The 15,699-nt window shown below is 61.3% G+C and carries 11 protein-coding genes; 9 read left to right on the plus strand and 2 right to left on the minus strand.

The annotated features are described in order from the left end of the window. Positions 1-113 precede the first annotated feature (113 nt). Positions 114-2,066 (minus strand): dihydrolipoyllysine-residue acetyltransferase, encoded by a 1,953-nt coding sequence (aceF, locus tag AABM52_RS02355; protein WP_347910234.1) that lies wholly within the window; start codon positions 2,064-2,066, stop codon positions 114-116. Positions 2,067-2,077: 11 nt separating this feature from the next. Next, a complete protein-coding gene (gene aceE / locus AABM52_RS02360; RefSeq protein WP_347910235.1) occupies positions 2,078-4,723 on the minus strand; it encodes a pyruvate dehydrogenase (acetyl-transferring), homodimeric type in 2,646 nt (881 codons plus the stop codon). A 383-nt stretch (positions 4,724-5,106) separates the two neighbouring features. Between aceE and glnE the strand changes: the two genes are divergently transcribed. From glnE to AABM52_RS02405, 9 genes are all read left to right on the plus strand, one after another. After that, on the plus strand, positions 5,107-8,046 hold the full coding sequence (glnE, locus tag AABM52_RS02365; RefSeq protein WP_347910237.1) for a bifunctional [glutamate--ammonia ligase]-adenylyl-L-tyrosine phosphorylase/[glutamate--ammonia-ligase] adenylyltransferase: 2,940 nt from the start codon (positions 5,107-5,109) through the stop codon (positions 8,044-8,046). Positions 8,047-8,262: 216 nt separating this feature from the next. Then, positions 8,263-9,297: a lipopolysaccharide heptosyltransferase II gene (gene waaF, locus AABM52_RS02370; RefSeq protein ID WP_347910238.1), complete on the plus strand. Its 1,035-nt coding sequence runs from the start codon at positions 8,263-8,265 to the stop codon at positions 9,295-9,297. 1 nt (position 9,298) lies between these two features. Next, the gene (gene waaC / locus AABM52_RS02375; protein WP_347910240.1) at positions 9,299-10,360 is read left to right on the plus strand and encodes a lipopolysaccharide heptosyltransferase I; all 1,062 of its coding nucleotides are present in this window, start codon (positions 9,299-9,301) and stop codon (positions 10,358-10,360) included. After that, positions 10,360-11,481, plus strand: coding sequence for a glycosyltransferase family 4 protein (locus AABM52_RS02380; RefSeq protein WP_347910242.1), 1,122 nt, complete (start codon positions 10,360-10,362; stop codon positions 11,479-11,481). Before waaC ends, AABM52_RS02380 begins: the two co-directional genes overlap by 1 nt. Then, entirely contained in the window at positions 11,482-12,288 is an 807-nt protein-coding gene (rfaP, locus tag AABM52_RS02385) for a lipopolysaccharide core heptose(I) kinase RfaP (RefSeq protein WP_347910243.1), read from the plus strand. After that, positions 12,288-13,022, plus strand: coding sequence for a lipopolysaccharide kinase InaA family protein (locus AABM52_RS02390; RefSeq protein WP_347910245.1), 735 nt, complete (start codon positions 12,288-12,290; stop codon positions 13,020-13,022). Before rfaP ends, AABM52_RS02390 begins: the two co-directional genes overlap by 1 nt. Further along, positions 13,019-13,771 (plus strand): lipopolysaccharide kinase InaA family protein, encoded by a 753-nt coding sequence (locus tag AABM52_RS02395; protein WP_347910247.1) that lies wholly within the window; start codon positions 13,019-13,021, stop codon positions 13,769-13,771. Before AABM52_RS02390 ends, AABM52_RS02395 begins: the two co-directional genes overlap by 4 nt. Further along, positions 13,771-15,222 (plus strand): lipopolysaccharide kinase InaA family protein, encoded by a 1,452-nt coding sequence (locus AABM52_RS02400; RefSeq protein ID WP_347910248.1) that lies wholly within the window; start codon positions 13,771-13,773, stop codon positions 15,220-15,222. Before AABM52_RS02395 ends, AABM52_RS02400 begins: the two co-directional genes overlap by 1 nt. A 135-nt stretch (positions 15,223-15,357) precedes the next feature. Continuing rightward, complete coding sequence (locus AABM52_RS02405) at positions 15,358-15,693, plus strand: YceK/YidQ family lipoprotein (RefSeq protein ID WP_347910250.1); 336 nt, start codon at positions 15,358-15,360, stop codon at positions 15,691-15,693. Positions 15,694-15,699 lie beyond the last annotated feature (6 nt).

A 15,699-nucleotide genomic window follows, 5' to 3' on the forward strand; every position in this document is an offset into this window, starting at 1 on the left:
GTAAAAAATTCAGGCAAAAAAAGCCCCGCCAAATTGGCGGGGTTGAGGTACGAGCGTGGCGCTCGGAAACGTGGAACGCAACTGGCCCTCCGGTGAAGGAGGGCCGGTCGGTGTTACAGGAGCATGGTGCGGATGTCGCCCAGCAGATCGCTCAGACGCTTGGTGAAGCGTGCAGCAGCGGCGCCGTTGATCACACGGTGATCGTAGGACAGCGACAGTGGCAGCATCAGTTTCGGCTGGAAGGCTTTGCCGTCCCAGACTGGCTGGATGGTTGCCTTGGAAACACCGAGGATCGCCACTTCCGGCGCGTTGACGATCGGCGTGAAGCCGGTGCCGCCAATGTGGCCGAGGCTGGAAATGGTGAAGCAGGCGCCTTGCATCTCGTCCGACGAGAGCTTCTTGGTCCGGGCTTTTTCAGCCAGGGAAGCAGCTTCGGCGGCCAGTTGCAGCAGGCTCTTCTGGTCGACGTTCTTGATGACCGGTACCAGCAGGCCATCCGGGGTGTCGACGGCGAAGCCGATGTTCACGTATTTCTTGCGGATGATCGCTTTGCCGCTTGGCGCCAGCGAGCTGTTGAAGTCCGGCAGTTCCTTGAGCAGGTGCGCGCAGGTCTTGAGCAGCAACGGCAGGATGGTCAGCTTGACGCCGGCCTTCTCTGCAACGGCTTTCTGAGCAACGCGGAACGCTTCGAGCTCGGTGATATCCGCCGAGTCGAATTGCGTAACGTGCGGTACGTTCAGCCAGCTGCGGTGCAGGTTGGCGGCGCCGACCTGCATCAGGCGGGTCATCGGCACTTCTTCGATTTCACCGAAGCGGCTGAAGTCCACGACCGGAATCGGCGGGATGCCCGCGCCACCGGTTGCGCCAGCAGCAGCGGCCGGTGCTTCCTTGGCCTTTTGCATCATGGCCTTGACGTAAACCTGCACGTCTTCCTTCAGGATGCGACCGTGCGGGCCGCTGGCGCCAACGGCGTTCAGCTCGACGCCGAATTCGCGGGCCAGTTGACGCACGGCTGGGCCGGCGTGAACTTTTGCACCAGGCTTGGCTGGCGCGGCGGCCGGGGCAGCAGCAGGTGCAGCGGCGGCAGGAGCAGCAGCTGGAGCAGGTGCGCTCGGAGCAGCAGCGGCAGGTGCCGGTGCAGCGGCCGGAGCGGCGCCTTTGACTTTCAGCTTGAGGATCAGGTCGCCGGTACCGACTTCGTCATCGAGCTTGATGGAAACGCTTTCCACCACGCCAGCGGCAGGCGATGGAATTTCCATGCTCGCCTTGTCGGATTCCAGGGTGATCAGCGACTGGTCGGCCACAACGGTGTCGCCGGCCTTGACCAGGACTTCGATGATCTTGGCCTTGCCCGCCGAACCGATGTCCGGAACGTGGATGTCCTGAACGCTGTCGGCAACCGGTGCAGCCGGAGCTGCTGCAGGAGCAGGCGCAGCGGCAGCAGCTGGAGCGGCAGCCTGGGCCGGAGCAGCAGCCGGTGCCGCAGCACCTGCCACTTCCAGATCCAGGATCAGGTCGCCGGTGCCGACTTCGTCGTTGAGCTTGACGCTGATGGCCTTGACCACGCCAGCGGCAGGCGACGGGATTTCCATGCTCGCCTTGTCGGATTCCAGGGTGATCAGCGACTGATCAGCCGCGACGGTGTCGCCGACCTTGACCTGGATCTCGATGATCTGGGCCTTGCCCGACGAACCGATGTCCGGCACGTGCACTTGCTGAACGCTGGCAGCAGCCGGCGCAGCAGGAGCAGGGGCGGCGGCAGGCGCAGCAGCCGGTTTGGCTTCAGCCTTGGCCGCCGGTGCAGCGGCAGCCGCAGGGGCCGATTGCGCGGCACCTTCGACTTCAAGCTCCAGCAGTTCGTCGCCTTCTTTCAGGCGATCGCCCAGCTTCACTTTCAAGCTCTTGATGATACCGGCCTTCGGCGCAGGCACTTCCATGCTCGCCTTGTCCGACTCAAGTGTCAGGATGCTCTGGTCGGCTTCGATACGGTCGCCGACCTTCACAAACAGTTCAATTACTTCACCTTCACCGCTGCCGATGTCAGGTACGCGAATGAGTTCGCTCACAGAATCTCTCCTCAGCAGTCCAGTGGGTTGCGTTTTTCCGGGTTGATACCGAACTTGGCGATGGCCTCGGCCACAACCTTAGGTTCGATGTCACCACGGTCAGCCAGTGCTTCCAGGGCTGCCAACACCACGAAATGACGGTCGACTTCGAAGAAATGACGCAGTTTCTTGCGGCTGTCGCTGCGGCCGAAACCGTCGGTGCCCAGGACTTTGAATTCCTTGGACGGTACCCACTGACGGATCTGCTCGGCGAACAGTTTCATGTAGTCGGTAGAGGCGATGACCGGACCTTTACGGCCGTTCAGGCACTCCTCGACGTAGCTCAGCTTAGGCTTCTGGCCAGGGTGCAGACGGTTGGTGCGCTCAACGGCCAGGCCGTCGCGACGCAGTTCGTTGAAGCTGGTAACGCTCCACACGTCGGCGCCGACGTTGAACTCTTCGCGCAGGATCTTCGCTGCTTCACGGACTTCACGCAGGATGGTGCCGGAGCCCATCAGCTGAACGTGGTGCGCCGCTTCGCGGGTGTCTTCTTCGAGCAGGTACATGCCCTTGATGATGCCTTCCTCTACACCGGCCGGCATGGCTGGTTGCTGGTAGGACTCGTTCATCACGGTGATGTAGTAGAAAACGTCCTGCTGCTCTTCGGTCATCTTCTTCATGCCGTCCTGGATGATCACCGCCAGCTCGTAGCCGTAGGTTGGATCAAAGGTGCGGCAGTTCGGGATGGTGGCAGCCAGGATGTGGCTGTGACCGTCTTCGTGTTGCAGGCCTTCGCCGTTCAGCGTGGTCCGGCCGGCGGTGCCGCCGATCAGGAAGCCACGGGTGCGGCTGTCGCCAGCGGCCCAGGCCAGGTCGCCGATACGCTGGAAGCCGAACATCGAATAGAAGATGTAGAACGGCAGCATTGGCTGGTTGTGGCTGGAGTACGAAGTACCGGCAGCGATGAAGGAGCTCATGGCACCCGCTTCGTTGATGCCTTCTTCGAGGATCTGGCCCTTCTTGTCTTCTTTGTAGAACATCACCTGGTCTTTATCGACTGGCTCGTAGAGCTGGCCGACGGACGAGTAGATGCCCAACTGACGGAACATGCCTTCCATACCGAAGGTACGGGCTTCGTCCGGGATGATCGGAACGATGCGTGGACCGATTTCCTTGTCCTTGACCAGTTGCGCGAGGATCCGCACGAACGCCATGGTGGTGGAAATTTCACGGTCGCCCGAGCCGTCCAGGATAGCCTTGAGGGTATCGAGTGACGGAGTCGGCACGCTGAAGCTCTGCGCGCGACGCTGTGGCACAAAACCGCCCAGTGCAGTGCGGCGCTCGCTCAGGTAACGGGCTTCGGCGCTGTTTGGTTCCGGTTTGAAGAACGGCAGGTTTTCCAGCTCTTCGTCTTTGACCGGAATGTCGAAACGATCACGGAACAACTTCAGGCTGTCGACATCGACTTTCTTGGTGTTGTGCGCAGTGTTTTTCGCTTCGCCGGCACCGGTGCCATAACCTTTGATGGTTTTGGCCAGGATGACGGTCGGTTGTTCTTTGTGGTTGACCGCTTCGTGGTACGCCGCGTAGACCTTGTACGGGTCGTGGCCGCCACGGTTGAGTTTCCAGATCTCGTCGTCGGACAAGTCGGCAACCATCGCCTTGAGTTCTGGCGAGTTGAAGAAGTGTTCACGCACGAACGCGCCGTCTTTGGCTTTGTAGTTCTGGTACTCGCCGTCGATGACTTCGTCCATGCGACGTTGCAGGATACCGTCGACGTCTTTGGCCAGCAGTGGGTCCCAGAAACGGCCCCAGATGACTTTGGTCACGTTCCACTGAGCACCGCGGAACACGCCTTCGAGTTCCTGGATGATCTTGCCGTTGCCGCGAACCGGGCCATCAAGGCGCTGCAGGTTGCAGTTGATGACGAAGATCAGGTTGTCCAGCTTCTCGCGGCCAGCCAGCGAGATGGCACCCAGGGATTCCGGCTCGTCGCACTCGCCGTCGCCCAGGAAGCACCAGACTTTTTGCTTGCCTTCCGGGATGAAACCACGGGCTTCGAGGTACTTCATGAAGCGTGCCTGGTAGATCGCCTGGATCGGGCCCAGACCCATGGATACGGTCGGGAACTGCCAGAAGTCAGGCATCAGCCAAGGGTGCGGGTAGGACGACAGGCCCTGACCGTCGACTTCCTGGCGGAAGTTGTTCATCTGGTCTTCGGTGATGCGGCCTTCCATGAATGCGCGGGCGTAAACGCCTGGCGAGGTGTGGCCCTGGAAGTAGATCAGGTCGCCGCCGTGTTCTTCGGTCGGGGCCTGGAAGAAGTAGTTGAAGCCGATGTCATACAGGGTCGCACTGGAGGCGAAGCTGGAGATGTGACCGCCGAGGTCAGAATCTTTCAGGTTCGTACGCATTACCATGGCCATCGCGTTCCAGCGTACCAGCGAGCGAATGCGGCGTTCCATGAACAGGTCGCCAGGCATGCGTGCTTCGTGGGTTACCGGGATGGTGTTGCGGTAAGGCGTGGTGATGGCGTAAGGCAGCTGCGAACCGCTGCGGGTCGCCAGTTCACCCATACGGGTCATCAGATAGTGAGCACGGTCTTCGCCTTCTTTGTCGAGAACCGATTCCAGGGCGTCCAGCCATTCCTGGGTTTCGACGGGATCGAGGTCTTGCATGGCTTGCTCCAGGGCGGAAAGGCTTCCAGAATCGGTTGCCTGAGTTTGCGACTGGCCTTGTGGGCAGACGATATAAATTCTTGGATTGCCGATAGGTTGTTCCGGCGGCGTGTAGTTTTACTACAAATCTTCCGGCATTTCAGCCCGTCTAATGTATATACGAGTAGTAAAACTACAGAAGAGCGGCTTGTGGCCCCCGGCTGCGTTGTGAGAATAATCGTTAAGGTTGGTCTTTTTCCAACTACAAAAGGTAAAAGCTTGATGCTGGCTGCCAAAATAAAAGAAATTTCAGCTATTTCTAACTTTTGTTCGACACTCCCTCAGGTAGTGGGTTTTCGAAAACCACTACATGCAGTCCGTTGTACGCCGATCAAGGATAGACCATGAGCCTCCCCTCGCTTGCCGAACTGCCCGCCATTCTCCTGCCGTTTGTCACTCGCGCCGAGCAGTCTTTCCGGGCTGCCGTCGCCGCTTTGGACGATGACCACGGTCTGTCTGTCTGGACGCCGGAGCGCTGGGCGCAATTTGCCCGCGTCACCGCCGCCAGCGATTTCGTGATTGAACAGTGTGTTCGTGACCCTTTGATGTTGCTGGAGTTGGTGCAGTCCGGCGAGCTGGACCGCAGCTTCGCTCCCGGTGAGTTGTGCGCTCAAATCGCGACCGCCGTGAGCGCGGCCGAGACCGACGATCTGCTTGGCCGCGCCTTGCGCCGCCAGCGTGCACGCCATCAAGTGCGGATCATCTGGCGCGACCTGACCCGTCAGGCCGATTTGATCCAGACCTGCCGCGACCTTTCGGACATGGCCGATGCCAGCATCGATCAGGCCTATCAATGGTTGTATGTGCGGCATTGCCAGCAGTTCGGCGTGCCGACCGGGCGGCGCAGCGGCGAGCCGCAGCAGATGGTCATTCTCGGCATGGGCAAGCTCGGTGCCGTGGAGTTGAACCTGTCGTCGGACATCGACCTGATTTTTGCCTATCCCGAGGGTGGCGAAACCGTCGGCGTCAAACGCCCGCTGGATAACCAGGAGTTCTTCATTCGTCTGGGTCAGCGGCTGATCAAGGCCCTGGACCCGATGACCGTCGACGGCTTTGTATTCCGCGTCGACATGCGCCTGCGTCCCTACGGTTCGGCAGGCGCGCTGGTGCTGAGCTTTAACGCGCTGGAGCAGTATTACCAGGATCAGGGGCGCGACTGGGAACGCTACGCGATGATCAAGTCACGGGTGGTGGCCGGCGATCAGGTGGCCGGCGCGCAACTGCAAGAGATGCTGCGCCCGTTCGTTTATCGGCGTTACCTGGACTTTTCCGCCATTGAAGCGCTGCGCACCATGAAGCAGCTGATCCAGCAGGAAGTGCGGCGCAAGGGTATGGCCGACAACATCAAGCTCGGTTCCGGCGGTATTCGCGAAGTCGAGTTCATTGCCCAGGCCTTTCAGCTGATCCACGGCGGGCGCGACTTGAGCTTGCAACAGCGCCCACTATTAAAGGTGCTGAGCACGCTGGAAGGTCAGGGTTACCTGCCGCCGGCCGTGATCAGCGAGCTGCGTGAAGGTTACGAGTTCCTGCGTTACACCGAACACGCGATTCAGGCGATTGCCGATCGCCAGACGCAAATGTTGCCCGCTGGCGAGCAGGATCAGGCGCGTATTGCCTTTATGTTGGGTTTCGCCAACTGGACGGCCTTCCACGAACAACTGATGTACTGGCGCGGCCGTATTGCCTGGCACTTCGGGCAGGTGATCGCCGATCCCGATGAAGAGCAGGGCGCCGAAAACGAAGTGGTGGTCGGTGGTGAGTGGTTGCCGCTGTGGGAGGAGGCCCAGGACGATGAGGCCGCTTGCCGTCAACTGGAGGAGGGTGGTTTCAAGGATGCCCCAAAAGCCTTGAGAGCCCTGGCCGGCTTGCGCGGTAGCCCGCAATTGAGGGCAATGCAGCGTCTGGGTCGCGAACGTCTCGATGCTTTTATTCCGCGGTTGCTGGCGCAGGCCGTAGAGCATGACAATCCGGACCTGGTACTGGAACGGGTGCTGCCGCTGGTCGAAGCCGTGGCCCGTCGCTCCGCGTACCTGGTGCTGCTGACCGAGAACCCCAGTGCGTTGCGGCGGTTGCTGACGCTGTGCGCGGCGAGCCCGTGGATCGCCGAGCAAATCACCCGCTTCCCGTTGTTGCTCGACGAATTGCTCAACGAAGGCCGGCTGTTCAAGCCGCCACTGGCGCCAGAACTGGCGGCCGAATTGCGCGAGCGCCTGACACGGATTCCCGAGGACGACCTCGAGCAGCAAATGGAAGCCCTGCGTCACTTCAAGCTGGCGCACCGCTTGCGGGTGGCTGCCTCGGAAATCGCCGGCAGCTTGCCGCTGATGAAAGTCAGCGATTACCTGACCTGGCTCGCCGAAGCGATCCTGGAGCAAGTGCTGGCACTGGCCTGGCGCCAGACCGTAGCCAAGTACGGCACACCGTTGCGCACCGATGGCACCTTGTGCGATCCCGGCTTCATCATTGTCGGTTATGGGAAAGTCGGCGGCCTGGAACTCGGGCATGGTTCGGACCTGGACCTGGTGTTCATCCACGACGGCGATCCGCAGGCTGAAACCGATGGCGTCAAACCCATCGATGGCGCGCAATTTTTCACCCGGCTGGGGCAGCGGATCATTCACTTGCTGACGGCGCAGACCAACTCCGGGCAGTTGTATGAAGTGGACATGCGTTTGCGGCCATCCGGTGCGTCGGGCTTGCTGGTGAGTTCTCTGGGGGCGTTTGCCCGTTATCAGGAGAACGAGGCCTGGACCTGGGAGCATCAGGCATTGGTGCGGGCGCGGGTGTTGGTGGGCAGTCAGGATGTCGGCCAGGCCTTCGAGAAAGTCCGCGCCGCGATATTGGGCAAGACCCGTGATCTGCCGACCCTGCGCCAGGAGGTCAGCGAGATGCGCGCCAAGATGCGCGATAACCTGGGCAGCAAGAGCACGGCGGCCGGCACCGGGGCAAATGCCTTCGAAGCCACGGCGCCGTTCGATATCAAGCAGGACGCCGGAGGTATCGTCGATATTGAATTTATGGTGCAATACGCGGCCTTGGCGTGGTCCGAAACACACCCGCCATTGCTGCGCTGGACGGACAACATCCGCATTCTGGAAGAGCTGGAGCATGATGGGCTGATGCCGGTCGAAGATGCCGGCCTGTTGCGTGAAGCGTATAAAGCGTACCGCTCCGCCGCCCACCGGCAGGCCTTGCAGAAGGACCCAGGGGTGATTCCGGGCGACCAGTTCGCGGACGAACGGCGGCAGGTCATGCGGATCTGGCGTGAGCTGGGGCTAAGCTGAAACGGGATATTTGATACGCCAATATTCCCTGTAGGAGCGAGCTTGCTCGCGATGGTCGTTAACGATAACGCGGCGAGCCTGGCACCCTGAGGGGGCTCAGGTTCATCGTCGGATCGCCGCCCGGAGCAAGCTAGCTCCTACAGTAGATTTGCGTTGTTCTGTAGAATTTTCGAGGCGGGGAGGCGTAGGCCTCCCCGGTTCGTTTATGGAAACCACATGAAAATTCTGATCGTTGGGCCCAGTTGGGTCGGTGACATGGTGATGGCGCAGACACTTTTCCAGTGTCTGAAGCAACGCCACCCGCAATGCGAAATCGACGTGCTGGCCCCCGAGTGGAGCCGGCCGATTCTTGAGCGCATGCCCGAAGTTCGCCAGGCCTTGAGCTTTCCGCTCGGTCACGGTGTCCTGGAGCTGGCAACGCGTCGGCGCATCGGCAAATCCCTGGTTGGCCAGTACGACCAGGCGATCCTGTTGCCCAATTCCCTGAAGTCGGCGCTGGTGCCGTTCTTTGCCGGCATCCCGAAACGCACCGGCTGGCGAGGCGAATTCCGCTATGGCCTGCTCAACGACGTGCGCACGCTGGACAAGGATCGTTATCCGCTGATGATCGAGCGCTTCATGGCCCTGGCGTTCGAGCCGGGCGTTGAACTGCCAAAACCCTATCCGCGCCCGACGCTGCAGATCGATCCGGTTACCCGCGAAGCGGCACTGGCCAAGTTCGACCTGACCCTCGACCGCCCGGTATTGGCCCTGTGCCCCGGCGCCGAGTTTGGCGAGTCCAAGCGCTGGCCGTCCGAGCATTACGCCAGGGTCGCCGAAGCGAAGATCCGCGAAGGCTGGCAAGTCTGGCTGTTCGGTTCGAAAAACGACCACGCCGTGGGCGAAGACATCCGCGCGCGGCTGATTCCCGGCCTGCGTGAAGAATCGGTCAACCTCAGCGGCGGTACCTCGCTGGCCGAAGCCATCGACCTGATGTCCTGCGCCGATGCGGTGGTGTCCAACGACTCCGGCCTGATGCACGTCGCCGCCGCGCTGAACCGCCCGTTGGTCGCGGTCTACGGTTCGACGTCGCCAGGTTTCACGCCGCCGCTGGCCGAGCACGTCGAAGTCGTTCGCCTGGGTATCGAATGCAGCCCATGCTTCGACCGCACCTGCCGTTTCGGCCATTACAACTGCCTGCGCCAGCTCATGCCGCAAGCGGTGAACGAAGCCCTGCAACGGTTGCAAGGCACTCCGGTCGAGGTCAAATAGCTTGCGGGTTCTGTTGATCAAGACTTCTTCGCTGGGCGACGTCATTCATGCGTTGCCGGCGTTGACCGACGCGGCGCGGGCGATTCCCGGCATCAAATTCGACTGGGTGGTGGAAGAAGGCTTTGCCGAGATCCCGACCTGGCATCCGGCGGTGGGCAAGGTGATTCCGGTGGCGATCCGTCGCTGGCGCAAAAACATCTGGCAGACTATCAAGAGCGGTGAGTGGAAGCGCTTCAAGCAAAGCGTTCGCGCCACGAAATATGACCTGGTGATCGACGCTCAGGGCTTGCTGAAAAGCGCCTGGCTGACCCGTTACGTCAAGGCCCCGGTGGCCGGTCTCGATAAAAGCTCGGCGCGCGAGCCTATCGCTGCGCGCTTTTACAATCGACGCCTGGCCGTTGCCCGCGGGCAGCATGCGGTGGAGCGAGTGCGTCAGTTGTTCGCCATCGCGTTGGGCTATGACTTGCCCAAAGGCCTGGGCGATTACGGGCTGAATATCGAGCGCCTGGTGGAGTTGCCGCGCAAGAACCCGTACGTGGTGTTTCTGCACGGCACCACCTGGGACACCAAGCACTGGCCCGAAGCCTACTGGCGCGAGCTGACCGAGCGGGTCGGCTACCTTGGCGTGGGTGTGAAACTGCCTTGGGGCAATGCCGTGGAAAAGGCCCGCGCCGAACGCATCGCTGCCGGTTTCAAGCATGCCGAAGTGCTGCCAAAACTGAACCTGGCCGGTGTCGGCAAGGTGCTGGCGGGCGCGCAAGCCTGCGTGGCGGTGGACACCGGCCTGGGCCATCTGGCCGCCGCGCTGGATGTGCCGACGCTGTCGCTGTTCGGCCCGACCAATCCGGGCCTGACCGGCGCCTATGGCAAGGTGCAGATTCACCTGGCCAGCGACTTCCCTTGTGCGCCGTGCCTGCAAAAGAAATGCACTTATCAACCGACGGCTGAAGATGCCCGTCAATTTGACCTGAAACGCGAGTGGCCCCTGTGCTTCACGCGTCTGAATCCCGAGCGTGTCGCGAGCCGACTGAGCACGTTGTTAATGGCTGAGGAGCTGCGCTGATGCAATTGGCATTTGTCTTGTACAAGTATTTTCCGTTTGGCGGCTTGCAGCGCGATTTCATGCGTATCGCCCTGGAGTGCCAGAAGCGCGGCCATCAGATTCGCGTCTACACGCTGATCTGGGAAGGCGACGTACCGTCGGGTTTCGAAGTGCTGGTGGCGCCGGTCAAGGCGTTCTTCAACCATCGGCGCAACGAGAAGCTCAGCGAATGGATGGAAGCTGACCTGGCCAAGCGCCCGGTGGACCGCCTGATCGGCTTCAACAAGATGCCGGGCCTGGACGTCTACTACGCCGCCGACGGCTGTTTCGAAGACAAGGCGCAGAACCTGCGTAACTCGCTGTATCGCCGTTGGGGCCGCTATCGCCACTTCGCCGAATACGAGCGGGCGGTGTTCGCCAAAGAGGCGAAGACCGAAGTACTGATGATCTCCGAAGTCCAGCAGCCGCTGTTCATCAAGCATTACGACACGCCGCTGGAACGCTTCCACCTGCTGCCGCCGGGCATCGCCCAGGACCGTCGTCGGCCGGCCGATGCCGATGAAATTCGCGCAGGGTTCCGCGCTGAATTCGATCTCAAGGACGACGAACTGCTGCTGGTGCAGATCGGCTCCGGGTTCAAGACCAAGGGTGTGGACCGCAGCCTCAAGGCGCTGGCGGCATTGCCTGCCGAGTTGAGGAAACGCACCCGGCTGTTTGTAATTGGCCAGGATGACCCCAAATTATTCCAGATGCAGAGTGCGACATTGGGGCTGGGCGACAACGTCACCTTCCTCAAGGGGCGCAGCGATATTCCGCGTTTCCTGTTGGGTGCCGACCTGTTGATCCACCCGGCGTACAACGAAAATACCGGCACGGTTTTGCTCGAAGCCCTGGTGGCCGGCCTGCCGGTGCTGGTGAGTGCGGTGTGCGGTTACGCCCATTATATCGCCGAGGCCGATGCTGGGCTGGTGCTGGACGAACCGTTCGATCAGGCACAACTGACGCAGTACCTGACCGGCATGTTGAACGACGCTCAAGCAAGGGCGGCCTGGAGCCGCAACGGTCTGGCCTTCGCCGAAACGGCCGACCTCTACAGCATGCCGCAGCACGCGGCCGATGTGATTCTGGCGGAGCACGCTTAAATGAAGTTGATGCTGGCTGAACCGTTCAAGAGCCTCTGGGCCGGACGCGACCCGTTCGCCGAAGTCGAGGGGCTCAAGGGCGAGGTGTACCGCGAGCTGGAAGCGCGCCGGACATTACGCACGGAAGTCGATGGCAACGGGTTTTTCGTGAAAATCCACCGTGGCATCGGCTGGGCCGAAATTTTCAAGAACCTGCTCACTGCCAAGCTTCCTGTACTGGGTGCCGGTCAGGAGTGGAAGGCCATTCAACGCCTGCAGGAAGTCGGCGTGCCGACCATGACCGCCGTCGCATATGGCGAGAAGGGCAGCAACCCGGCCGACCAGCACTCGTTCATCGTCACCGAAGAGTTGGCGCCGACGGTCAGCCTGGAAGACTTCAGTATCAACTGGATCAAGCAGCCGCCCGAGCCAAAACTCAAGCGCGCGCTGATAGCCGAAGTCGCACGCATGACCGGCATGATGCACCGCGCCGGGGTCAACCACCGCGACTGCTACATCTGCCACTTCCTGCTGCACACCGACAAACCGGTGACATTTGATGACTTCAAACTTTCGGTGATCGACCTGCACCGCGCCCAGACCCGCCCGGCGATTACCTTGCGCTGGCGCAACAAGGACCTGGCCGCGCTGTACTTTTCCGCGTTGGACATCGGCCTGACCCGCCGCGACAAGCTGCGTTTCCTCAAAGGCTATTTCCAGCAGCCGCTGCGCCAGATCCTGATTGAAGAGGCGTCTTTGCTGGCCTGGCTCGACGGCAAGGCCAACAAGCTCTACGAGCGTAAACAGCGATACGGGGATGCGCTCTGATGTCGGGTTGGAAGCTGGATCCGGCCTACAGCGAGCTGGCCGATGACTTCGGCAGCCTCGAGGCTGTGTTTGCGCTGCAGGGCGAGCGTTTGACCAGTGACGTGCTCTCGGAGGTCATCCGTGTCGAGCGCAATGGCGTCAACTATTACGTCAAACGGTATGTGGGCGCTGGCAAAGGCTTGCGGCGTTACCTGGGCAAGCCTCGGGTGAAGATGGAATGGCAGAACCTCAAGCGCTTCGCCAAGTGGGGCATCCCCACTGCCGAAGTGGTGGCCTGGGGGCTGGAGCGGCGCGGTGCGGCCTACGCTCGCGGCGCGATGATTACCCGGGAACTGCCGCGTACCGAAGACTTGTCGGCACTGGCCGAGCGCCGCGACCCGAAGCTGTCGGATCGCGTCTGGGTCGATACGGTCAGTCGTCAACTGGCCCAATACACTCGGACCATGCATGACCACCGCTTCACCCATAATGATTTGAAGTGGCGCAACCTGCTGATCGACGATGAGGCTCGAGTGTTCTTGATCGACTGCCCCAACGGCGATTTCTGGCGCGGTTTCTGGCTCAAGTACCGTATTACCAAGGATCTGGCGTGCCTGGACAAGGTCGCCAAGTATCAATTGTCGGCTACCCAGCGCCTGCGCTTTTACCTGCAATACCGCAACCGGACCCGGCTCAATGCCGCGGACAAAAAACGCATCCGGCATGTGGTGAGATTTTTCGAGGGACGCGAATGACTGACTTTCTGGCCGCTGAAGACCGTGCGCTGCTTGAGCGCCATGGCCTCGGCACGTTCGATGCGCTCTGGGCCAAACAGCTCGATGCCGTGGACGAACCCAACACCGGTCGCGGCGGCTGGAGCAGCGTGTTTCGGCTGGATCTGGAAGGTCATGGTTTCTACCTCAAGCGCCAAAGCAACTACCTGACCCGTACCTTGCGCGCACCGTTCGGCGAGCCGAGTTTCGCTCGCGAGTTTCGCAACATCTCCCGTTACCGGAAGATGGGCATTCCGGCGCTCGAAGCGGTGTTCTACGGGGAGCGCAAGGTCGATGGCGAGGTCCGCGCGATCCTGATGACCCGTGCTCTGGACGGCTGGGACGACCTCGACTCGCTGTTGCAGCGCTGGGCTGACTTGAGCCCTGAGCAGCATTTGGAAATCCTCAAGGCCAGTGGCGAACTGGCCCGGCAGCTGCACCTTGCGCGCCAGGTGCACGGGTGCTTTTATCCCAAGCACATTTTCATGCGCGCCACCGGCAACGGTTATCAGGCTCAATTGATCGACCTGGAAAAGACCCGGCCGCTGCTCTACGGGCAGCGTGACCGAATCAAGGATCTGGAGCCGCTGACGCGTCGCGCGCCCGAATGGGGTGAGTCGCAACTGCGGCAATTGCTGGCCGCCTATCTGGACCAACCGCAGGACAGCTCGCTGATCGACAGCTGGCTGCAGCGTTTGACCGCGCGGCGCGGCCAGAAGGGGCCGCGCTGATGCGTTTGTCCGAACTGAAGTCTGCCGGCCGTGCCCCAGGCTTGCCGCTGAGCGTTTCGCTGGCCGACGCCGCCGGCCCCGCCGAGCTGCAACTGCTGAGTCTGTTACGGGTGTTGCCGGGGCAGCGTTATGTCGGTGCCGGCGTCTGGCGCGGCCGGCCGGTGTTGGCCAAATTGCTCGTTGGCAGCAAGGCCCCACGGCATTTTCAGCGTGAACTGGATGGCGTGCGTTTGCTTGCGGCTCAAGGATTGACCACGCCACAGCTGTTGGCTGATGGCCTGAAAGAGGGTGAGGGTGGCTGGCTGCTGTTCGAGTTTCTGGAGGGTGCCGAAAGCCTGGGTGATACCTGGAAGCAGGTTGAGCAGCAGCCCGTGCTGTCCGATGGACAAGGGGCGGTGCTGGCCGAAGCACTGGGTGCCATCGGTCAAATGCACCGCAAGGGTCTGTGGCAGGAAGACCTGCACCTGGACAACCTGCTACGTCAGCGTGGTCGTCTGTACTTGATCGACGGCGCCGGGATTTGCTCCGAAACGCCTGGCCAGCCGCTGTCCCGGCAGAAGGTCCTGGAAAACCTCGGGGTGTTCTTTGCTCAGTTGCCGAAGTCGATCGAGCCCTTCATTGAAGAGCTGCTGGTGTATTACCTGCTCAGCAACGGCGAGCACGCGTTGCCCATGGAAGCGTTGCAGAAGCAGATCGACAAGGTCCGCAGCTGGCGCCTCAAGGACTTCCTGATCAAGGTCGGCCGCGAGTGCACGCTGTTTAGTGTCCAGCGCGGGGCCTTCGAATTGCGGGCGATTCGCCGCGATGAAGCGTCGTCGATGGTGCCGGTGCTGGAGCAGGCCGATGCCTTGCTCGATCAGGGGCATCTGTACAAGACCGGCGGTGCGGCGAGCGTCGGCAAGGTCGAGGTGGATGGCCGCACGCTGGTGATCAAGCGCTACAACATCAAGGGTTTTGCCCACTGGCTCAAGCGTTTCTGGCGCCCGAGCCGGGCCTGGCATTCCTGGCGCGAAGGCAACCGCCTGGCGTTCCTCGGGATTGCCACGCCCAAGCCGCTGGCGTTGCTGGAAAAGCGTTTTCTGTGGCTGCGCAGCCGGGCCTACCTGATCACCGAGTACCTGCCGGGGCCGGACATCATCGAGCGTTTTGCGCCGTATGTGGAGCATGGCGATGCACCGGAGGCCGAGCTGGCGGCACTGGATCATCTGTTCGCCGAGTTGATTCGTCTACGCATCAGCCATGGCGACTTCAAGGGGCATAACCTGTTCTGGCAGCAGGATCGCTGGGCGTTGATCGACCTCGACTCGATGTGCCAGCACGGCTCCCCCGGCAGCTTCGCCCCGGCGTATGCCAGGGATCGCGCGCGGTTCATGCGCAATTGGCCTGAAGGCAGCGCCCTTTATCAAGTCATTGATCAGCGTTTGCCCAAAGACATCTCCAGCGCTGGCTGAAGCCTCTTCGCGAGCCTGCTCGCGAAGAGGTCGGAACTGCCAACCGAGAACCGTCCTACGCGATCTTGGGAAGTCATGAACTGTGGCCCGAATCGCCCTGATGCTAGCTTGCCTGACGTTCTCGGAGGGCAGGCTTTGACGATCAAAATGGCAGTTTCAGCGGGTGTTTTATCAGTGTCGCTAGCGGGCTGCGGGACCGCCTCCACCGTCCTGCAGGATGAAGCCGAAGCCGCGCAGGGGCTGCGCCGGCAAAAGACCTATTGCCAATCCATTCCCCGGGTCTACAGCGGCCTGGCCTACGACTTCTGTGTATTGAATGCGCCGCCAGACCCAACGGGCATCCTTGTGCCGTTCGTATTGGTGGACCTGGCCCTGTCTGGCGCGCTGGACACCGTTGTCTTGCCGTACACGATTTACCGGCAAAGCGTGGATGGCAGTATTTCCATCTATTGGCGACCTGCGCGCGGATAAAAAGAT

The sequence above is a fragment of the Pseudomonas grandcourensis genome, from assembly GCF_039909015.1.
GTDB lineage: Bacteria > Pseudomonadota > Gammaproteobacteria > Pseudomonadales > Pseudomonadaceae > Aquipseudomonas > Aquipseudomonas grandcourensis.